Annotated in this window: 16 protein-coding genes and 1 pseudogene; 12 read left to right on the top strand and 5 right to left on the bottom strand. The window is 49.7% G+C overall.

Annotated elements, in window-relative coordinates; genetic code table 11:
• The 7 genes and pseudogenes from AAC007_RS17085 to AAC007_RS17055 all read left to right on the top strand — a co-directional run.
• A pseudogene (locus AAC007_RS17085) lies at positions 1 to 190 on the top strand (acetyl-CoA C-acyltransferase); the annotation flags it as partial.
• Between the two features lie 82 nt (positions 191 to 272).
• On the top strand, positions 273 to 2420 hold the full coding sequence (locus AAC007_RS17080; protein WP_339678405.1) for a 3-hydroxyacyl-CoA dehydrogenase NAD-binding domain-containing protein: 2148 nt from the start codon (positions 273 to 275) through the stop codon (positions 2418 to 2420).
• A 107-nt stretch (positions 2421 to 2527) separates the two neighbouring features.
• Entirely contained in the window at positions 2528 to 3694 is a 1167-nt protein-coding gene (locus tag AAC007_RS17075) for an acyl-CoA dehydrogenase family protein (RefSeq protein ID WP_339678403.1), read from the top strand.
• Positions 3695 to 3712: 18 nt separating this feature from the next.
• The gene (locus AAC007_RS17070; RefSeq protein WP_339678401.1) at positions 3713 to 4486 is read left to right on the top strand and encodes an SDR family NAD(P)-dependent oxidoreductase; all 774 of its coding nucleotides are present in this window, start codon (positions 3713 to 3715) and stop codon (positions 4484 to 4486) included.
• A gap of 101 nt (positions 4487 to 4587) precedes the next feature.
• Complete coding sequence (locus AAC007_RS17065) at positions 4588 to 5769, top strand: acyl-CoA dehydrogenase family protein (protein ID WP_339678399.1); 1182 nt, start codon at positions 4588 to 4590, stop codon at positions 5767 to 5769.
• 11 nt (positions 5770 to 5780) lie between these two features.
• Positions 5781 to 6914: an acyl-CoA dehydrogenase family protein gene (locus AAC007_RS17060; protein WP_339678398.1), complete on the top strand. Its 1134-nt coding sequence runs from the start codon at positions 5781 to 5783 to the stop codon at positions 6912 to 6914.
• 41 nt (positions 6915 to 6955) lie between these two features.
• Positions 6956 to 8509, top strand: a complete 1554-nt coding sequence (locus tag AAC007_RS17055; RefSeq protein ID WP_339678396.1) for a long-chain fatty acid--CoA ligase — start codon at positions 6956 to 6958, stop codon at positions 8507 to 8509.
• Here AAC007_RS17055 and AAC007_RS17050 read toward each other — a convergent pair.
• On the bottom strand, positions 8506 to 9387 hold the full coding sequence (locus tag AAC007_RS17050) for a LysR family transcriptional regulator (RefSeq protein ID WP_339678393.1): 882 nt from the start codon (positions 9385 to 9387) through the stop codon (positions 8506 to 8508). The two genes, AAC007_RS17055 and AAC007_RS17050, sit on opposite strands and share 4 nt — an antisense overlap.
• Before the next feature lie 234 nt (positions 9388 to 9621).
• Between AAC007_RS17050 and cysC the strand changes: the two genes are divergently transcribed.
• Both cysC and sat read left to right on the top strand, forming a co-directional pair.
• Positions 9622 to 10233 (top strand): adenylyl-sulfate kinase, encoded by a 612-nt coding sequence (cysC, locus tag AAC007_RS17045; protein ID WP_339678392.1) that lies wholly within the window; start codon positions 9622 to 9624, stop codon positions 10231 to 10233.
• 101 nt (positions 10234 to 10334) lie between these two features.
• The gene (gene sat, locus AAC007_RS17040; RefSeq protein WP_219042031.1) at positions 10335 to 11531 is read left to right on the top strand and encodes a sulfate adenylyltransferase; all 1197 of its coding nucleotides are present in this window, start codon (positions 10335 to 10337) and stop codon (positions 11529 to 11531) included.
• A gap of 104 nt (positions 11532 to 11635) precedes the next feature.
• Here sat and AAC007_RS17035 read toward each other — a convergent pair whose 3' ends face one another.
• A complete protein-coding gene (locus tag AAC007_RS17035; RefSeq protein WP_339678389.1) occupies positions 11636 to 12688 on the bottom strand; it encodes an AraC family transcriptional regulator ligand-binding domain-containing protein in 1053 nt (350 codons plus the stop codon).
• Positions 12689 to 13004: 316 nt separating this feature from the next.
• Between AAC007_RS17035 and AAC007_RS17030 the strand changes: the two genes are divergently transcribed.
• Positions 13005 to 15164 (top strand): molybdopterin oxidoreductase family protein, encoded by a 2160-nt coding sequence (locus tag AAC007_RS17030; protein WP_295870957.1) that lies wholly within the window; start codon positions 13005 to 13007, stop codon positions 15162 to 15164.
• 3 nt (positions 15165 to 15167) lie between these two features.
• Here AAC007_RS17030 and AAC007_RS17025 read toward each other — a convergent pair whose 3' ends face one another.
• Positions 15168 to 15422, bottom strand: coding sequence for a VF530 family protein (locus tag AAC007_RS17025; RefSeq protein WP_296434749.1), 255 nt, complete (start codon positions 15420 to 15422; stop codon positions 15168 to 15170).
• Positions 15412 to 15711, bottom strand: a complete 300-nt coding sequence (locus AAC007_RS17020; protein ID WP_295870962.1) for an RNA-binding protein — start codon at positions 15709 to 15711, stop codon at positions 15412 to 15414. Before AAC007_RS17020 ends, AAC007_RS17025 begins: the two co-directional genes overlap by 11 nt.
• A 150-nt stretch (positions 15712 to 15861) precedes the next feature.
• Here AAC007_RS17020 and AAC007_RS17015 point away from each other — a divergent pair, with 150 nt between their 5' ends.
• A complete protein-coding gene (locus AAC007_RS17015; protein WP_339678384.1) occupies positions 15862 to 16620 on the top strand; it encodes a class I SAM-dependent methyltransferase in 759 nt (252 codons plus the stop codon).
• A gap of 11 nt (positions 16621 to 16631) precedes the next feature.
• Here the strand turns inward: AAC007_RS17015 and dapE are convergent, their stop codons facing one another.
• The gene (gene dapE, locus AAC007_RS17010; protein ID WP_339678382.1) at positions 16632 to 17771 is read right to left on the bottom strand and encodes a succinyl-diaminopimelate desuccinylase; all 1140 of its coding nucleotides are present in this window, start codon (positions 17769 to 17771) and stop codon (positions 16632 to 16634) included.
• Positions 17772 to 18048: 277 nt separating this feature from the next.
• On the opposite strand from dapE, the gene AAC007_RS17005 reads away from it, so the two are divergent.
• On the top strand, positions 18049 to 19659 hold the full coding sequence (locus tag AAC007_RS17005; protein ID WP_339678380.1) for an AMP-binding protein: 1611 nt from the start codon (positions 18049 to 18051) through the stop codon (positions 19657 to 19659).
• The last annotated feature ends 98 nt before the right edge of the window (positions 19660 to 19757 follow it).

Here is a 19757-nt window from a genome sequence, read left to right as displayed (position 1 = left end):
TGGTGTTCCCAGTGAGAAAATTAACGTCAATGGCGGCTCTATCGCCATGGGTCACCCTCTTGGCGCGACAGGTGCCATGTTGGTCGGTACCTGCTTAGACGAACTTGAGCGTCGTAATTTGCGCTTTGGTTTGATCACTCTATGTGTTGGCGGTGGCATGGGCATCGCGACCATTATCGAGCGGGTATAGGGTCAGAATTCACAATTTGAATTGGCGGCTGACAGGTACCTCCAGTTGGCATTGACGACAAAATGAATGAATAGGTAGCGCAATGAGCGGAACATTTAATTACGTAAAAGACAGCAATAATATTGTGACGGTGACCATGGACATGAGTGGTCCAGTCAACGCAATGAACGATGAATATATTGAATTAATGAGCGCAACAATTGAGCGCTTGGAAGCCGAGCGTGCCGACATTGCTGGTGTGATCTTAACCTCAGCTAAGAGCTCTTTCTTTGCCGGCGGTGATATTAAAAACATGCTTAAAGCAGTGCCCGGCGTAGACGAGCCCGCTTTGTTTGCGCAAGCAGAGTCAATTAAAGGCATGTTACGCCGCTTAGAAAAGTTAGGTAAGCCAGTGGTTGCGGCTATCAATGGCGCGGCATTAGGTGGCGGTTATGAGATCTGTCTAGCCTGTCATTATCGCGTCGCGCTGAATTCGCCTGCGGTGTTGATTGGTTTGCCCGAGGTGAGTTTAGGATTATTACCTGGCGGCGGTGGTGTCGTGCGCTTGGTCAGTAAAATGGGTGTTGAAAAAGCGATTATGCCCCTGCTTGAAGGCACGCGTTTTAAGGCTGATAAAGCGGCTGCGTTTGGTTTGGTAGAAGAGCTGGCCACTGATACAGACGACATGATGGCCAAGGCGCAGGCCTGGATTTTAGCGAATCCGGAAGCGGCAAACCCATGGGATATTAAGGGCTTTAAAATACCCGGTGGTGATTTGCGCAAGCCAAATATCGCCCAGATGATTCAAGGTGCGGTGCCCATGTTGGCGCAAAAAACCAAAGGCTTAATGCCTGCGCCTGCGAAAATTTTGGATGTCATAGCGAATACCTTGCGGGTAGATTTTGATACCGCTTTGCGTATTGAAAGCCGTGCTTTAACCAGTTTGGTCACGACGCCACAAGCTAAAAATATGATGACCTTTTTCCTGCAAATGAATCAGGTTAATGGTGGTGGTAGCCGACCAAAAGACATTGCTAAGAGCAAAGTTAAGAAAGTCGGCATTTTGGGCGCGGGCATGATGGGCCAGGGAATCGCCTATGTTTCTGCTCTTGCTGGTATGGATGTGGTCTTGAAAGATATTAGCCAAGATGCCGCAGATAAAGGCAAGGCGTATACCGAAAAGCTGTTGAACAAGGCGCTAGAACGCGGTCGTATGACCGAAGACAAGAAGGCTGGCATTCTCGGCCGCATCACTGCGTCGGTAGATGCGAAAGATTTGCAGGGCTGCGATTTAATTATCGAAGCGGTGTTTGAAAGCGTAGATCTTAAGCATGCAATGACAAAAGAACTGGAGCCACTGTTGGCAGAGGGTGGCGTCTGGGGTTCGAATACCTCTACCTTGCCAATTACCCTATTGGCAGAAGCCTCTGCTAAGCCAGAGAACTTCATCGGTATTCATTTCTTCTCACCGGTCGACAAGATGCCGCTGGTGGAAATTATAGTTGGTGATAAAACCTCTCCGGAAACCTTGGCGAAGGCCTTTGATTACGCGCAGCAAATTAAGAAGACGCCAATTGTCGTTAACGACTCTCGCGGCTTCTTTACCTCGCGGGTATTTGGCACCTTTGTCGATGAAGGCGCGGTGCTGATTGAAGAAGGTGTAGAGCCGGTATTGATTGAAAATTTAGCTAAATTAGTGGGTATGCCGGTTGGCCCATTAGCCGTGCACGATGAAGTAAGCCAGCAATTAACGACGAAGATTGTGGCCACCAACCGTGAGCTCAATGAGCGCCTCGGCGACGATATGAACGTCGATACCGCAACTGGTCGTATGTCTAAAATCTTTGTTGAGGAATACAAGCGGAACGGTAAAGCCTATGAAGGTGGTTACTACGATTACGCAGCAGATGGCAGCAAGGCGATCTGGCCAACAATCCGTGAGCGTTTTGTTAAGCCGGAAATAGAACTTCCGAATCTGGATATTAAAGAGCGTATTTTGTTCAGGCAGGTTGTTGAGTCGGTTCGCTGTTTAGAAGAAGGCGTATTGAAATCGGTTGCGGATGGCAACATCGGTTCAATCATGGGAATAGGTTTTCCTCCTTACACCGGCGGTGTTTTCCAATATATCAATACCTACGGCGTGCAGAAGTTTGCGGACCGTGCTGCCGAGTTAAGCGCGCTATACGGCGAACGCTTTACACCACCAGCACTGTTGTTGGAAAAGGCCGCTGCTGGCGAACAGTTCGTTTAACTTAGCTTGCCTATAAAAGAGGCGGTGGGAATGTCTCACCGCTCAAAAATAGTTAGTAAATTCCGATGTGATGCATCGAAACGTATTTAAACCGGAGCACAATTCCTATGTTGCCACGTAGTTTTACCGAAGAACAAAACATGTTTCGCTCTGCCTACCGCAAATTTTTGGAGCAAGAAATCGCTCCAAATTTAGAGCGTTGGAGGGAGCAGGGCATTGTTGATCGCGACGCGTTCACTAAAGCCGGCGAGCAAGGGTTTTTGATGATCTGGCCAGAGGAGCAGTACGGCGGCATGGGCGATAATGATTTTCGCTTTGAGCAAATCATTATTGAAGAAACCAGCCGCATTCATGGTGGCGACTGGGCGAATACCTTACACAGCCGTTTGGTCGGTCCTTATATTAATCGTTTCGGTAATGACGAGCAGAAGGCGCGTTTTCTCCCCAAGTGTGCCACCGGTGAAACGATTCTCGCCATCGCGATGACAGAGCCAGATGCGGGCTCGGATTTGGCCGGTATGCGTGCCAATGCCAAAGACATGGGTGACCACTGGCTGTTAAACGGTACAAAAACCTATATCACCAACGGTATTAACTCTGATGTGGTGATTGTTGCCGCCAAGACGGATCCGGAAAATAACCCCTATGCGGTTGGCTTGTTTTTAGTTGAGCGTGGCATGGAAGGTTTTGAGCGCGGTCGAAATCTTAAAAAAATGGGTATGAAAGCACAGGATACCGCTGAGCTGTTTTTCAAAGATGTGCGCATTCCAAAAGAAAATGTCTTGGGCGATGCCACTAAGGGTTTCATCTATTTGATGGAAGGTTTAGCCGAAGAGCGTTTGATTGGCGCTTGTGGCTTCTTGTCGGGCGCGCATCGCGCATTTGAAGTCACCCGTGAATTTACCATGGAGCGTAAAGTCTTCGGTAAACCGTTGTCTAAAATGCAGAACACCGAATTTAAAATGGCGGACCTGCGGACCGAAATAGATGTTGCACAGGCCTATGTCGATCAGTGTGTTGTTGCTCACAATGCGGGCTTACTGACTTCAGAAGACGCGGCTAAAGCCAAGTTATACACCAGCGAGCTGCTGTGCAAAATGGTAGATGAAGGCGTTCAGCTGCACGGCGGCGCCGGCTTTATGGATGAATACCCAATCAGTCGTATGTATACCGATGCGCGTATTACACGGATTTTTGCCGGCAGTTCAGAAATAATGAAATTAATCATTGGACGCGATTTGTACTCAGACAAATTCGTTTCATTCTTTGAATAATTATTAGGAATAATCGTTATGGATATTAATGGAAAAATTGCCGTTGTTACTGGTGGCGCATCTGGCTTGGGCGAAGCAACTGTGCGCGCTTACGTTGCAAAAGGCGGCAAAGCAGCGATCTTCGATATGAATGCGGAGCGCGGCAACGCACTGGTGGCGGAGCTGGGTGCGGACAATGTTAGCTTTCACAATGTAAATGTTGCCGATGAAGAATCGGTTGCCGCTGCCATAGCAGAAGTGATGGCAACATTTGGCGCAATCCATATTTGTAATAACTATGCCGGTATTGGTAACGCCGTGAAGACCTTGGGTAAGAACGGTGCCTTTCCATTGGATGCGTATAAAACCGTGATCAACGTTAACTTGGTCGGTACCTTTAATGTCGCTCGTTTGGTTGCTGAGCAAATGGCCAAAAATGAACCCTACGACGGCGCGAATGCCCGCGGCGTTATTATTAATACCGCCTCGGTTGCCGCCTATGAAGGGCAGGTTGGTCAGGTTGCGTATAGCGCGTCTAAAGGCGGTGTTGTTGGCATGACCTTACCCATGGCGCGGGATTTAGCGTCCTACGGTATTCGGGTTAACACCATTGTGCCCGGTCTTATCCATACGCCCTTGTTCGAAACACTTTCTGAAGTTGCTTACAAATCCTTGGAGGCCAGCGTGGTAAATCCGCAGCGGCTTGGTCGTCCGGAAGAGATCGCACATCTGTCGGTGATGATGGCAGAAAACGAGTATATGAACGGTGAGTGCATCCGTCTCGATGGCGCTATTCGTATGCAGCCTCGTTAATTGCGGTGAGCTTTGTGTAGCGTTCTTGGCAGCGAGTTGAATCAACTCGCTGCCACAATAGGTTTATCAAATTCTGCATATCACTTAAAAAGAGAGCTTTTATGCACGCTAAATTCAGCCCTGAGGAACTCGCCTTTCAGGAAGATGTACGCGGCTTTATGCGCGATAATTTTACGCCGGAATTGGCCGCCCGTATTCATCATCCCAAAACCTTCCGCGATGCCAGTATTGAGTGGCAGAAGCTTCTTGATGGCAAGGGCTGGGCTGCAAATGGCTGGCCCGTAGAGCACGGCGGTACGGGTTGGAGTGCAACTCAAAAATATATTTATACCACCGAATTAGCTGCGGCTGGTGCGCCCGACGTAGTGCCAATGGGTATAAAAATGGTAGCGCCGGTGCTGTACAGCTACGGCTCAGAAGAGCAAAAGGCGCGCTTTCTTCCAATTACAAAATCGTCCGATATTTGGTGGTGCCAAGGCTATTCCGAGCCTGGTGCTGGCTCTGATCTTGCCGCGCTACAAACCCGCGCGGTTCGCGATGGCGATGACTATATTATTGATGGCACTAAAATTTGGACCACCTTTGCGCAATACGCGGACTGGATATTTTGTTTGGTGCGCACCGACAACACCGGCAAACCGCAGCAGGGTATTTCGTTTTTGCTGATCGATATGAAAACCCCAGGTATTACCGTTTCCCCCATTATTTCTGTGGACGACGAACATCACCTGAATGAGGTGAATTTCGAGAATGTTCGAGTGCCTGTGGCGAATCGCATTGGCGAGGAAAATGAGGGTTGGACTTACGCAAAAGCATTGTTGACTTATGAGCGTACCGCGCTGTCGGGTGTGGGTTATTGCAAACGTAAGTTGACCAATATTCGTCAACTGGCGAATCAGATATCTGCAAGTGGGACTCGCTTGATTGACGACTGTGATTTCCGTGCGCGCTTAGCCGACGTGGAAATGGAAGTAATGGCGCTGGAATTTTTAGAACTCAGGGTGTTAAGCGCGATTGATAGTGGCGGTGCACCGGGAATGGAGTCGTCATTGCTCAAATTAAAGGGCACAGAAATGCAGCAGGCTGTTCAGTCTCTACAGTGGGATGTTGCCGCTGGTTTCGGTGGAATATCACCCGCCGCAGACGATGAACTCTGGGAAAGCGAAGGCAATAGAGCCCGACGTGAATATATGTTTGGTCGCGCCTGCACCATTTTCGGTGGCAGCAACGAAGTGCAGCGCAACATCATCGCAAAATTTGCGCTCGGTCTACAGGCGCGTTAGGGGATTTAAGAATGGATTTTTCTTTAACTGAAGAACAGGTCATGCTGAAAGACAGCGTGGCAAAATTTTTAGCGGACAATTATGCCCCGGAGCAAAGAGAAGCTATCGTAAAAAATGAGGCCGGATATAGCCCGGAACACTGGGCGACGTTCTCAGAACTGGGGTGGCTAACCATTCCTTTTTCTGAGGCTGATGGTGGCTTTGGTGGCAATGTCGCTGATGTGTCGGCTGTGATGGAAGAGTTTGGCAAAGTGTTGGTTGTTGAACCCTATTGGTCATCGATTGTATTGGCCGGCCAACTAATCGCGCGCTCAACAAACAACGATCTTAAAAGCCGGGAGATGCCGACAGTAATATCTGGTGAAGCCCAGTACAGTTTTGCATGGCTAGAGGCGCAAAGCAGTTTTTCGCTCAGTCACGTGAGTACAAAGGCAACTAAACAGGGTGATAGTTATCATCTAAGCGGTGAGAAAAAATTAGTACTCAACGCAAAAGCCAGCCACTTTATTGTGGCGGCGCGTAGCTCTGGTGATGTGAATAGTCAGTCTGGTATTAGTTTGTTTGTGGTAGATGTGACTAATCCGGCACTGAAAATAGAAACCGTTCGTTTGATGGACGGACAGCATGCTTGCAACATTCAGTTTAGCAATCTTGTGGTAGGTCACGCTGATATGCTCACCCAGGAGGGTGAGGCGTATCCTTTAATCGCTGAGGTCGTTGACGAAGCCTTAGTGGCCTTGTGTGCAGAGGCTGTGGGTGCGATGACTTATCTATATAAGGCGACAGCCGATTACGCGAATACGCGCAAGCAATTCGGGGTAACCATTGGTAGTTTCCAAGCCTTACAGCACCGCATGGTCGATATGTTTATGGCCACAGAGCAATGCCGCTCACTGCTTGTTAGAGCGCAATGCGCTATATTGGATGGTAGCGAGGAGCGCAGCCAAGACGTTGCCGTATTGAAAGCGATGGTTGGTAAATATGGCCGTAAAATCGCTGAAGAAGCGGTGCAATTGCATGGTGGTATGGGTGTGACGAATGAAATGCCCATAGGCCATTACCTAAAGCGTCTTATGATGATCGATATGTACTTTGGTGGTTCAGATATCCATCGCCGTCGCTTTAGCGACATGCGATATCTTTAAGCTTTGGCCAATAAATAATAACAACATAGCAGAGAGAAATAATGAAGCTATTTAATAATTTGAACGATCATACCAAGTTTCACGCTGGTATTCGTGGTCACATGATGATGGCCAGCGATAGTAACAAGACCCTGAGCTATGGTGAGGCTTGGGACTATATCAATGTCATTGCTGCACATATACAGACTGGTGGTATAGCCAAAGGCGATCGCGTGGCGGTGTTGGCTAAAAACTCGGTAGATAATCTTTGTATCTTCTTAGCCTGTGCGCGTATTGGTGCGGTTGTTGTCGGTTTAAATTATCGTCTGGCGCCTGCCGAGGTTGAGTTTATTGCCAGTAATGCTGACGTGCAGATGTTGTTTTTTGACCAAGAGTTTGACGAACTGCGCGGCGAATATTTGCGCTCAAAAACCTGTGTTTGTATTGATAGCGACAGCAGTGCGCCCAAGTTAGATAGCTGGTTGTCGGGTCCGGCGTCCATGACCGAAGTCGAGATCAGCGGTGACGATATACTCTTTCAAATGTATACCAGTGGCACCACCGGTCTGCCCAAGGGTGTTCTTATTAGCCACTACAATGTACTGGCCAATACTTATCAAGCACCGATGACGACAGGTGTTGGCGCCCGTGTTGGCGAACGCTCTTTGGTAATAGCGCCCACCTTTCACGCGGTCGGTTTAGTCGGGTCGCTAATGGGTGTCATCTACGGAAGCTCTTTGATTATTCATCGTGATTACGATCCTGTGGGCATGATTGAAACCCTTGCGAAAGAGCACATAAATACCGTAGCGGTGATTCCCGTTATGTTGCAGTTTTCATTAGCCATGGTTCCCAATATTAAGGACTATGATTTTTCTGAGCTGCATACGATTAACTATGGTGCTTCACCTATCTCAGAATCATTATTACAGCAGTGTATGGATGCTTTTGGTTGTGATTTTGTCCAAGGCTATGGTCAAACAGAATCGACGATGGGCTTAACCTTTCTCACTGCCGAAGATCATAAAAAGGCATTGAAGGGGCGTCCTGAGTTACTGCGCTCATGCGGCCGGGCTGTATTTGGTACCGATATACGAATTGTCGGTAATGACGGTCAAGAACTACCCTTAGGTGAGATTGGCGAAATCGTTGCCAAAGGTCCGCAGGTGATGCAGGGTTATTGGAAAAATCCAGAAGCGACAGCCAAAACAGTGGTCGATGGTTGGCTGCATACCGGCGATGCTGGGCGCATGGATGAAGAAGGCTACATTTATATTCAAGATCGGGTTAAGGATATGATCATCTCTGGTGGCGAAAATATATATCCTGCTGAAATTGAGAATTTATTAATGTCTCATGAACAGATTCAAGACGTGTCTGTTATCGGTGTGCCGGATCAAAAGTGGGGAGAGATACCTCTTGCGGTACTCGTGTCTGGTGGTCAGCCAGAGCTTAGCGCGGAAGAGTTGACGGAATTTTGTCGTGGCAAACTTGCGGGTTACAAGATTCCTCGCAAAGTAGAGTACATTGCCGCTCTGCCTCGTAACCCAACTGGCAAGGTTTTGAAGAAGGATATTCGGGTGATGATGGCAGAGAAATATCCGCCTATCGCCTAAGTCATTTTTCTACACAGCTCTACCCAAAACTCAACGGCCGCTTTTTTGTGTCGTTGCTTGGGTAGGGCAAAGTAGAAGGTCCGTGTCATATCGCGATTTGCTAGGGTGAGTGGTACTAGATCGCCGTTGCGAAAATCGTTTTGCAGTACCACCTTAGATAAGCAACCAATCCCCAGCCCCGACTCCACCGCGCTTTTTATCGCTTCATTGTGTTTGAATTCACGATAAATTTCGATGTCTGGTAATAAGCCTGCAAGCGCACGGTCGAAGGTGAAGCGCGCACCGGAATCCGGCTCGCGCAAAATCCAGCGGGCCTCTTTTATATCTTTGTCTTTTAGTACGCCTTTTTTGGCGAGCGGGTGTGAGGCGCTACAGAAGACCACGAGTTCATCTTCTTTCCAAGGTATTAGCTCTAGTTCGCGGTGCTGAACTTCCCGTTCAATCATGCCAACATCGACTTCATAGTTAAGGACTTTAGCGACGATGTCAGGGGTGTTGGCGGTTTCAAACTGCACGTCGGCGTCGGGGTAGCTTGCTAAATAGTCCGCGAGGTAGCGCACCACTAGATGGTTGCCGATAGTAAAGCTGGCGCCGACCCGCAAGTGGCCGATATCGGCATGGCGTTTTAAGGCGTCGTCGAATTGCTGGCAGTGGGCGAACAAGGTTTCTGCTTCTTTGCGCAGGGTGTGGCCGATCGCATTGAGCTTAATTTTATTGCCTTGGCGGTCAAATAGGTTGACGCCGTAAGCCTTCTCCAGGTTTTGCAACGAGGCGCTGGCCGCAGATTGGGACAGGCACAGTTGGTCTGCCGCCTTGGATACACTTTGGTATTTGGCGACCGCGAGAAAGATTTCCAATTGCCGGATGCTGAAATTCACCGAGTATAACTCCACTTTTTAAGTGCGTACTGAAGTGTAGCTGAATAGGGCGTCAGTATCGATAAAATCGATACTGACTATAATAATATCCCGTTTTACTTGTGATCATAATGCTTTTAGTATGGCCGCCTGAAAAAGCGATGGTCGCCGTTTGTTTTTCGCGATAAATGCAATCAAATTGGTATGAAAGAGCTTTAGCAAGACAATTTAGCACTACTCTGTGGGGATAGAAGAATGACCGAAGTAAAAGCAACGAATGTGTATTGGCATGATGGCGAAGTCAGCCGCGAAGACCGTAATAAGCTACTTAAGCAAAAAGGCGCCACCCTTTGGTTCACCGGTCTGTCTGGCAGTGGCAAGAGCACCGTTGCAGTGGCTTTGGAAAAAGCTCTGATGGAAAAAGGCCATCTTTGCTACCGTTTAGACGGTGATAACATCCGTTTGGGCATCAACAAAAACCTAGGCTTCAGCGCCGAAGATCGCACTGAAAATATTCGCCGTATCGGTGAGATTTCTAAATTGTTTGTCGACACAGGTGTGATTGTATTGTCGAGCTTTGTCAGCCCATACCGCGCTGACCGCGACATCGTTCGCGAATTGCATGATGCTGGCGATATGGATTTCCTCGAAATTTTCGTTGATGTGCCATTAGATGTGGCCGAGCAGCGCGATCCAAAAGGTTTGTACAAAAAAGCACGTGCGGGCGAGATCAAAAACTTCACTGGTATTTCTGATCCATACGAAGCACCTCTTAAAGCTGAGTTGGTGTTGAATAGCCACGAGCAGAGCTTGGAAGAAGAAGTGGAAATACTGCTGGCGATGATGACCGAGCGCGGAATTATTTAAAGCGTGACGGACGTCTGGCGACTGACGCCCGAGTTGCATTTATGTTTTCGTCCGACGTCAGACACTAGACGTCAGACTTTCTAACTAACGGAGTTACAAAAATGATCAAACCACATGGCGCCGACGAGCTTAGCCCATTATTCGTATACGACACTGAAAAACACCACGCGCTGAATGCAGAGGCAGAAACCCTGCCATCGCTGTTAGTAAGTTCTGCTGCGGCAGCCAACGCAGTTATGCTGGGTGCAGGTTACTTCACCCCTTTAAAAGGCTATATGAATTTGGCCGACTCTTTAGCCGTTGCTAAAGACCTTTGCACCACTGACGGCTTGTTCTGGCCCGTGCCTATCGTTAACCTGACTAAAGATGCGCAGGGCATTACGGCTGGTCAGCGTATTGCCCTGCGTGACCCCAACGTTGAAGGCAATCCTGTCTTAGCGATCATGGACGTGGAAGCGGTTGAGACGGTTAGCGCAGAGCAAATCGACTTTATGGCTGAAAACATTTTCGGCACATTGGATGACAAGCACCCAGGCGTTCAAACTTTTAAAGCGCAGGGCAACACCATGTTGTCTGGCCCGATTCAAGTGTTGAATTTCTCTTACTTCCAGGCTGACTTCCCGGATACCTTCCGCACCGCCGTTGAAATTCGCAATGAAATTGCCGAGCGCGGTTGGGAAAAAGTGGTTGCCTTCCAAACTCGCAACCCAATGCATCGTGCCCACGAAGAACTTTGCCGCATGGCAATGGAAGACCTTGGCACCGACGGTATTTTGATTCACATGCTGTTGGGTCAATTGAAACCAGGCGATATTCCCGCTCACGTCCGCGATGCGTCTATTCGTAAAATGGTTGACGTTTACTTCCCTAAAAACACAGTGATGATCACTGGTTACGGCTTCGACATGCTTTACGCTGGTCCTCGCGAAGCGGTGTTGCACGCACTGTTCCGTCAGAACTGTGGCTGTACTCATCTGATTGTTGGTCGTGATCACGCCGGTGTGGGCGATTACTACGGCGGTTTTGATGCGCAAACGATTTTCGACGAAAAAGTGCCAGCAGGCGCAATGGATATCGAAATTTACCGCGCAGACCACACCGCATACTCGAAGAAACTCGACAAAGTTGTGATGATGCGCGATGCGCCAGATCACAGCAAAGAAGACTTCGTATTGCTGTCCGGCACTAAAGTGCGTGAAATGTTGGGTGCTGGCATTGCACCACCACCAGAGTTCTCGCGCCCTGAAGTCGCTAAGATTTTGATGGACTACTATCAAATTGAAGATGCCAAGGCGTAAGGCGAAGGCTTCCTCGTTTGACGTTTAACATAAAAAGCCGGAGCTAATCACCCCGGCTTTTTATTGCCTGTCGACGGGGTTTATTTGTCTGACCTGGAGTTTGCTTAGGTGGAGAATGGCTTGCTGATACCACCTTTGACTTTGTCGTCTTGCCGCAAGGTTGGTTCAGTGGGCTCCTTTTCTCTTTCCTTGAGTAAGTCGTATAGCCGGTCTTCATCGTATGGCATTAGAGATGTGAGAACGATATCCATCGGTACATGACAGCGCTGGCTATAAAAGGCTGCTCTGGCACTTATCTGTTGTTCCAGTAACTCAGTGAACTCGGTTTTGGCTTTGGCAAGCTCACCTTGCAAGTCGGTGGCCGATAGCTTTAGGTAGAAAGCCAACTCGTCCTCGGAGCAATGGGCAAACCGCAGTCGTTCATCGATTATCAAACGGGCGCGTTCCACGATATCCCGGTCGTGGAGTAATTCATCTTGTAAGCCTTTTATGTGTACTTCCATGCTGCGCAATAGCACAGGATCACTGCTGCTAATATTGAACTCTAAATACTCTGCAGGAAAAGAAATGCTGTCATTGGGCTGATCAAAAATAAGTTCGCAATTAAAGAACTCATGGAATGTATCGGAAAATTTGGCGCCGGGATCGGAAAAGCTAAAGCAGACTTTCTTTGGTTGCCAGAGGTGACTGGACAGGGTGTTGAGCAGCAAAAACATCTGTGCGGTGCCGAGTAAATTTCTCTGTCGGTAATATTTGCTGCTGAGATTATTGGCTGATTTGATGAGTGTGACTTGCTCTTCGCAGATTTGGTGCCGCCAATATCCGGTGTCTTGGTAATAGGCACTGTATTGGCTGGCGCGCTCTAATCCAGCTTTAAAATCTGAGCTTAGTGACATTACCGTAGTAGGTAGGCCCAGCTCTGGAGTTTGAAGGTTATTCGCAAGATGGAGAGCAAAGTCTTGGCAGTGGTATGTTTTGGCGATATTTTCAAGCAGGTAGTTAAATAAATGGCTGGACACAAAATGATTGGGCAGTGTTAGTAATTTAGCAGGTAGGCCAGATTTACTCGCGGCGTCCTTGAGGTCAATGCCTAGACTTTTGCACGCTTCAAACAACGCGTGGAGGACATCCTCGTCTTCAGTCAGAGTGTGTTTCATAGCACCTACTTCTTGTCGTTTTCATGGTCTTTTTGTTGTAGCAAATTTTATGCCTAAGGCCTCGGCAGCATAGACATATATTAGTTTGCCCATAAATATTCGCGTAAAGGTGGATGATCTTCGCGGGGAGGTTAATGTGATCTATATGTCGCCAGCTTAGCATCTTCCGAGGTGTTTTTAGCGGTGTGTCGTAGTGGAAATAGGCAAATAGTATTGAAATTAGCTAATTAGGTGTATTCGCTGATAACATCGAGCTACTTTGTGCGCGGGTTCAGCGTGCCAAATAATAATAACGTTGTCAGATAGAGGTGATGCTGTGGGATCTACAACTAAACATTTCCGCACCTGTAATTTATGTGAGGCCATGTGCGGCATCGAAATTACCCTGGAGGATAATGCGATCACCAGTATAAAAGGTGATCCGCAAGACTCGTTTAGCCGCGGTCATATCTGCCCAAAAGCACTTGCATTAAAGGATTTGTACGAAGACCCCGATCGTATTCGAACGCCCATGGAGAAGGTAAATGGCCAGTGGCGCGAACTGTCTTGGGAGCAGGCGTTAGACAAGGTTACGGCGCGCATTACGTCTTTGCAGGCTGAGCACGGTAACGACGCGCTGGGTGTCTATCTCGGCAATCCCAATGTTCACAACACCGGATCGTTATTAATGAGCGGCGGGATGTTGCGAGCGTTAAAAACTAAGAACAAGTTTTCTGCCACCTCGGTAGATCAACTGCCACACCATATAGTGTCGTGGAAGTTATTTGGTCATCAGCTGCGAATTCCGGTGCCAGATATCGATAACAGCGATTATTTTTTAATGTTTGGCGCCAATCCCTTGGCGTCCAATGGCAGCATTATGAGTGTGGCCGATGTTAAGCAGCGGCTTAAAGATGTGCGTAAGCGAGGCAAAGTGGTGGTGGTAGATCCGCGACGCACATTGACCGCCGAAATGGCGGACGCTCATCATTTTGTGCGGCCCGGAACTGACGTTTTGGTCTTGCTGGCAATGCTGCATGTGCTGTTTGCAGAGGGCCTTGTTAGCACAGGGAATTTAGCCAAGCATCTCGATCGTGGCCCAATGAGCTTGGCAGATTCTTTCAGTGAGTACACCCCCGAAAGAGTTGCGCCGTTGACGGGTATGTCTGCCGATTTGATTCGCAGCTTGGTCCGCGATTTTTGCGCGGCCAAAGCACCGGTGATGTACGGACGCCTCGGTGTCTCAGTGCAGGAGTTTGGCACCCTCAGTCAGTACCTCATCATGCTATTCAATATTCTCACGGGTCGCTTAGATAGTGTGGGCGGTTTAATGTTTGCCAAGCCCGCGGTCGATATTCTCGCGCAAAGTGGGCGCGGCAATATGGGGCGCTTTCACAGTCGTGTGCGGGGTCTGCCGGAGTTTAATGGCGAGTTGCCGGTGGCGACCTTGGCCGAGGAGATTACCACCCCAGGTGCTGGCCAGATTAAGGGTATGTTGTTAATGGCGGGCAATCCGGTGCTGTCGACACCTAATGGTGAGCAGCTTGATCGCGCCTTTAAAGGCTTGGATTTGCTGGTTGCGATCGATTTTTATATCAATGAAAGCAGCCGTCACGCCGATTTTATCTTGCCGCCGGTGAGTCCCTTGGAGCGCGAGCATTACGATGTAATTTTTAATGTCCTGGCGGTGCGAAACAATGCGCGTTATGCCGAAGCACTATTCCCTCGGAAAGCGAATGCGCGGCATGATTGGGAAATTTTGTTGGGCTTGCGAGATCGCCTTCAGCCCGCACGGGGGCTTAAAGACAAGCTCGGACGGCAACTGCTGAGACGTGCTGGACCGTCGGGTTTGCTCGCCTTGTTGTTGCGACAGGGCCCCTACGGCGGAGGCTTAAACCTGTTTAAAGGTTTGTCCTTGGCTAAATTGAAAAAATCACCTCACGGTATCGATCTAGGAGCGCTTAAGCCGGCATTGCCAGGGGCGCTGTTTCATCGCGATCGTAAAATCCATCTCGAAGCTGAGTTCTTTCTAAAAGATGTGGCGCGGGTGGAAGCTAAATTCTTTCATAGTGGCGACGCGCCAGACCAGCTCTTGCTGATTGGCCGTCGCGATGTGCGCAGTAATAATTCCTGGTTGCACAATAGTCACCGCTTGGTAAAAGGCAAGGATCGCTGTACGGCTTTGATAAACCCCCTCGATGCGGAGCGGCTGGCAATTGCCGACGGTGATTTAGTCAGGGTGACATCGCGGGTTGGCAGTGTGGAGTTGGCGGCGCATATCAGTGATGAAATGATGCTGGGGGTTATTAGTATTCCCCACGGCTGGGGGCACAATCTCAGTGGTACCCAGTGGCAAACGGCGCAGGATCACGCCGGTGTCAGCGTCAATGACTTGACCGATGAAATGCAGATTGATGAATTGTCTGGCAATGCCGTGTTGAACGGTGTGCCGGTTACCTTGGCGGCAGTTGCAGATACCGCCGCGATTAGCGCGTAATGTTTAAGATTTGCGAGCGGGGCGCTGACTGCGAATATACAGCGCCTCAACTTTTTGTCTTGCCCACGGTGTGCGCCGCAAGAATTTTAGACTTGAGGCTATGCTCGGGTCGTCGGTAAAGCATTTTATCTTGATGCGGCGGCCCAATTCCTCCCAGCCGAACTTGGCTTCTAGGCGTGTTAACACCATCTCTAAGGTCAGTCCGTGCAAAGGATCTTTTGAGCCGGGGGAGGATGGCGCGGGGTCTTTAGACTTCATCGCTGTCTTCGTCGATGGCTTCTACATCGTCGCTATCCGTTGAGGCAACCGTAGGCTCAGCCTTTTTAACTCGAATTTTAAAGCCTGCAATAATTTTGCCGTTCAGGTTTTGCATGGCCACTTTGGCTTCACCTGCTTTGGGCATATTCACAAAGCCAAAGCCCTTGGATAGGTTCGCGTCTTCGTCTCTGACTAAGTTTAAGGATTGCACACTGCCATATTCTTCAAACAGGTCTAAAAGCTCTGCTTCGGTGGTGGTGCGGTTTAAATTGCGAATCAATAATTTCATGGTGCTGCCGTTGTAGTGATATGGCGTGAATTATAGCTGGTATAGACATTATCTTCGCCTGCTATCTTTGCGAGAAACCATGTCGATGGCTGTTCGCGTCGCGCTAAATATCCTAACATCACGCCTTCGCCCATTACCGACAGACTTTTCGTGATCGCACCTTCAACGCCGCTCGTTTTGAATACCGCCAGCACCAGCGCCGATTTAGCGCAAGCGCTCGGCCTGCGTATGGTCGACGATTGGAGCGAAAATGCGGATCAGGTGTATGTGTTTTACGACGCTGACCGCTTGGTTGTCGGTCTATCACCGGTGAATAGAGAGCATCCGGTCGCCGTCGATTTTGAATTGGCTTTGCGCAATCGCCACCCAGGAAAAGAATTGTTGATAAAAGCCGTGGGGGGCAGCCGCAACCGTGCCAGTGTGGTTGACGCGACTGCAGGCTTGGGACGCGACAGCTTTTTAATGGCGAGCCACGGCTGCACAGTGACCATGTGTGAGCGCATGCCGGTGGTAGCGGCATTATTGGCAGATGGCTTGCGCCGCGCTGAACGGGCCGATGATTGTTTTGAGATTGCGAGCCGAATGGGATTGCATCAAGGTAGTGCGACGGATTATTTGGCGGCTTTGACTGAGGACGACTGTCCCGACGTGGTGTATTTAGACCCTATGTTTCCGGTGTCTGGCAAATCGGCGCTGGTGAAAAAAGAAATGCGTTTGTTTCATTCGCTGGTTGGCCTGGACGAGGACAGCGATGCGCTGTTGGATTTAGCTTTGCAGCGCGCCCGTCACCGTGTGGTGGTAAAACGTCCGCCAAAAGCGCCGTATTTGGCAGAGCGCAAACCGCAGTTATCCATTGCGGGAAAAGCGGTGCGCTTTGACATCTATCCTTTAAAAGCCTTCGCTAAATAAGAATGTCCAAATTACTTCGCTAACAGTTCTTTCAACATACCTTCGTACATCAGCGACAGCTTGTCTAAATCCTCGGCGTTAACGCATTCATCCACTTTGTGAATGGTGGCGTTAACGGGGCCAAGTTCCACAACCTGGGCGCCGGTAGGTGCAATAAAGCGACCATCGGAGGTGCCGCCAGCGGTAGACAAAATGGTGTCGGCGCCAGTGACGGCCTTGATCGCAACTTGCGCTGCTTCAACCAGTGGGCCCTCGGATGTCAGGAAAGGTTGGCCGCTTAAATTCCAGTCGATGCTGTAATCTAAACCGTATTGATCGAGTAGCGCCAGGGTGCGAGCTTTTAAAATATCCGCAGTTAATTCGGTAGAAAAGCGGAAGTTAAATACCACCTCTAGCTCACCAGGGATGACATTCGTTGCGCCGGTGCCACCGTTGATATTCGAAATTTGGAAGGACGTGGCGGGGAAGAAATCATTGCCTTCATCCCATATTTCATCGGCAAGGGCGGCGAGCGCAGGGGCGGCCAAGTGAATAGGGTTTTTCGCTAAATGAGGGTAGGCGACATGGCCCTGTACACCGCGCACTGTCATGACTGCGCCAAGGGAACCGCGACGGCCATTTTTAATGACATCGCCCACGCTATCGGTCGAAGAGGGCTCGCCGACCAAACACCAGGTGATTTTTTCGTTCTGCTGTTCCAACCATTCCACGACTTTGACCGTGCCGTTGATCGCCGGCCCCTCTTCATCGCTGGTAATTAAAAAGGCGATGCGGCCGCTGTGGTCAGGGTGGGCGGCGACAAAGTTTTCGCAGGCGGTAATCATGGCGGCCAAGCTGCCCTTCATATCGGCAGCGCCGCGACCGCGCAGCATGCCGTCTTGAATGACCGCTTCAAAGGGCTGGGTTTGCCATTTGGCGGCGGGCCCTGTTGGCACTACATCGGTATGGCCAGCAAAACAAAATATTGGGCCGCTGCTGCCGTGGACAGCCCAGAAATTATCGACGTCGCCAAAGCGCAGTGACTGGCACTGAAAGCCAATTTTTTCTAAGCGCGCCATCATAATTGCCTGGCAATCAGCGTCAGCCGGGGTGACCGAGGGCCGTTCGATGAGTTCGCAGGCAAGTTGTAAGGTGGGGGATAGCGATGTCATAGGGCGGTGTCGGCTTCTTTTAAGGGTAATGTATCAAGGCAGCTGCCATTGCGTCAGCGCGGTATTCTAACAGAATCTAACTGTGCATAAAGGCGCTTTAGCCGCTGGGGCTAGGACTGACCGAAACACTCATTATCACCTCGAATGAGTGGAAATGTCATAGAGGGTGCTGGGCAGCTTGGCTATTATCAAATGCCAAATGGTAATGCTGCCCGCAATGCAGATAGCGTAAGGCCGCATGCTTTCAAAAACCATAATGAGAATCAGAGGAAAGGCTATGAGCATGGATTTGGACATCGCGGTCGCTGCCGCCGAATTCGATTTTGCAGATCAGGACATTCCCCAGCGCCTGCGTCATTGGGCGCGGGTAAAACCCGATCACCCATTTATGATTTGGGAACCGCGCTCTGCTGAAGATCGCAGCTGGACTTACCAAGCCTTTGACGAAGAGACCGGAAAGATCGCGGCGGGCTTATACGCCAAAGGTGTACGCAAACACGACAAGGTGATGATCCACGCAGAAAACTGCCCAGAAATGGTATTAGCCTGGTATGCCTGTGCCAAGATCGGCGCGGTGGGTGTGACCACCAATACCCGCAGCGTGGGCGGCGAAATTGAATACTTCGCGCGTCATACTGAAGCGGTTGGCGCCATTACCCAGCCTAAGTTTTTAGACGAAGTGCGTAAAAGCGCTACCGGCTTAAAATGGATTGTGGTGACGGATGACAACTCCGGTGAAGTTGCCGAAGAATCTAAAGACGGTGCCGATGCGTTTAGCAGTTTATACGGCGACGCTGAATCGTTGCCTGCGCGCCCAGCAGAACCGATGTTGCCAGCGGGTATTATGTTTACCTCGGGCACCACATCGCTGCCTAAAGCCGTTGTTCATACCCATGCCAATGCTCTGTGGTCTGGTAATATGGGCTCGCAAAGTATGGGCATGAATACCGACAGCGTTTATCTCGGGTTTTTACCTTTCTTCCACGTCAACTGCCAAAGCTGGGCGTTCTGGGGCTCTCTTGGTGTCGGCGCGACGGCGGTATTGCTGCCTAAGTTTTCCGCTAGCCGATTCTGGGAAATTATTGAGAAGCATCAAGTCAGTCACTGCTCAATGATTCCCTTTGTGTTTAAGGCGATTGGTATGCAAGCGGTGCCTGAAAAGCACAGCTTAAAAGTGATGCCGATGGGTATTATTTGGAAAGAAATTGAAGGCTGGCTTAAGGCCAAACCCTTTGCAAGCTGGGGTATGACCGAAACCGTTACCCACGCTACCCGTTCTGATTTTGTGAGCGATTGGCCGCAGGGCTCTATCGGCAAACCCACACCGGGTTACCATTTGGCGGTGGTGAACCCTGAAACTGGCGCCATGTGTAAAAAAGGCGAGATCGGCGAGTTGTGGGTGCAGGGCACACGCGGCGTGAATATCTTCCTTGAGTACTACAAAAACGAAGAGGCCATGGCCAAATCGTTTACACCCAACGGCTGGTTCAAAACCGGCGACATGGTCAGCGTCGGTGACGAAGGGAATTTCTTTTTCACTGACCGCGATAAGGACGCGCTCAAAGTGGGGGGCGAAAACGTTTCAGCCCGCCAAGTTGAAGAAGTGTGTATGCAGGTGCCAGGTGGCGGCGTAGGTGAAGTGGCGATTGTCGCTAAATCCCATGAGATGTTAGACATGGTGCCGGTTGCATTTGTCATTAAAGGTTGGGGAGCACCGGAGGACGAAGCGGCTTTTGGTCAGGCGATTATCGATCATTGCAAAGCCAATCTTGCCGACTTTAAAGTACCCCGTGCGGTGTATTTTGTGGATGAGTTCCCTCGTGCAACTTTAGAGAAAGTGGCTAAGAATAAGCTGCGAGAAATGGCGGATGAAATGCCAACGGTGTAATTCGTTATCGCCGTTTACAAAGGTCGCGAAAGCGGCCTTTTTTTATGGCGGTTTCGGATAATAAGTGCAATTGGTAAGAAGGAGGCCAGCTGGTAGAG

The organism is uncultured Zhongshania sp. (assembly GCF_963975605.1).
GTDB classification, from domain to species: domain Bacteria; phylum Pseudomonadota; class Gammaproteobacteria; order Pseudomonadales; family Spongiibacteraceae; genus Spongiibacter; species Spongiibacter aquimaris.
The sequence above is the reverse complement of the archived record's forward strand: the minus strand, read 5'-3'. Positions and strand labels throughout refer to the sequence as shown.

Excerpts from the sequence above, each read along its gene's own strand:
- AAC007_RS17060 (WP_339678398.1), top strand. The coding sequence starts at position 5,781 with ATGGATTTTTCTTTAACTGAAGAACAGGTCATGCTGAAAGACAGCGTG.
- AAC007_RS17035 (WP_339678389.1), bottom strand. The coding sequence starts at position 12,688 with ATGAAACACACTCTGACTGAAGACGAGGATGTCCTCCACGCGTTGTTT.
- AAC007_RS17005 (WP_339678380.1), top strand. The coding sequence starts at position 18,049 with ATGAGCATGGATTTGGACATCGCGGTCGCTGCCGCCGAATTCGATTTT.
- AAC007_RS17055 (WP_339678396.1), top strand. The coding sequence starts at position 6,956 with ATGAAGCTATTTAATAATTTGAACGATCATACCAAGTTTCACGCTGGT.
- AAC007_RS17075 (WP_339678403.1), top strand. The coding sequence starts at position 2,528 with ATGTTGCCACGTAGTTTTACCGAAGAACAAAACATGTTTCGCTCTGCC.
- sat (WP_219042031.1), top strand. The coding sequence starts at position 10,335 with ATGATCAAACCACATGGCGCCGACGAGCTTAGCCCATTATTCGTATAC.
- dapE (WP_339678382.1), bottom strand. The coding sequence starts at position 17,771 with ATGACATCGCTATCCCCCACCTTACAACTTGCCTGCGAACTCATCGAA.
- cysC (WP_339678392.1), top strand. The coding sequence starts at position 9,622 with ATGACCGAAGTAAAAGCAACGAATGTGTATTGGCATGATGGCGAAGTC.
- AAC007_RS17020 (WP_295870962.1), bottom strand. The coding sequence starts at position 15,711 with ATGAAATTATTGATTCGCAATTTAAACCGCACCACCACCGAAGCAGAG.
- AAC007_RS17080 (WP_339678405.1), top strand. The coding sequence starts at position 273 with ATGAGCGGAACATTTAATTACGTAAAAGACAGCAATAATATTGTGACG.
- AAC007_RS17070 (WP_339678401.1), top strand. The coding sequence starts at position 3,713 with ATGGATATTAATGGAAAAATTGCCGTTGTTACTGGTGGCGCATCTGGC.
- AAC007_RS17065 (WP_339678399.1), top strand. The coding sequence starts at position 4,588 with ATGCACGCTAAATTCAGCCCTGAGGAACTCGCCTTTCAGGAAGATGTA.
- AAC007_RS17025 (WP_296434749.1), bottom strand. The coding sequence starts at position 15,422 with ATGAAGTCTAAAGACCCCGCGCCATCCTCCCCCGGCTCAAAAGATCCT.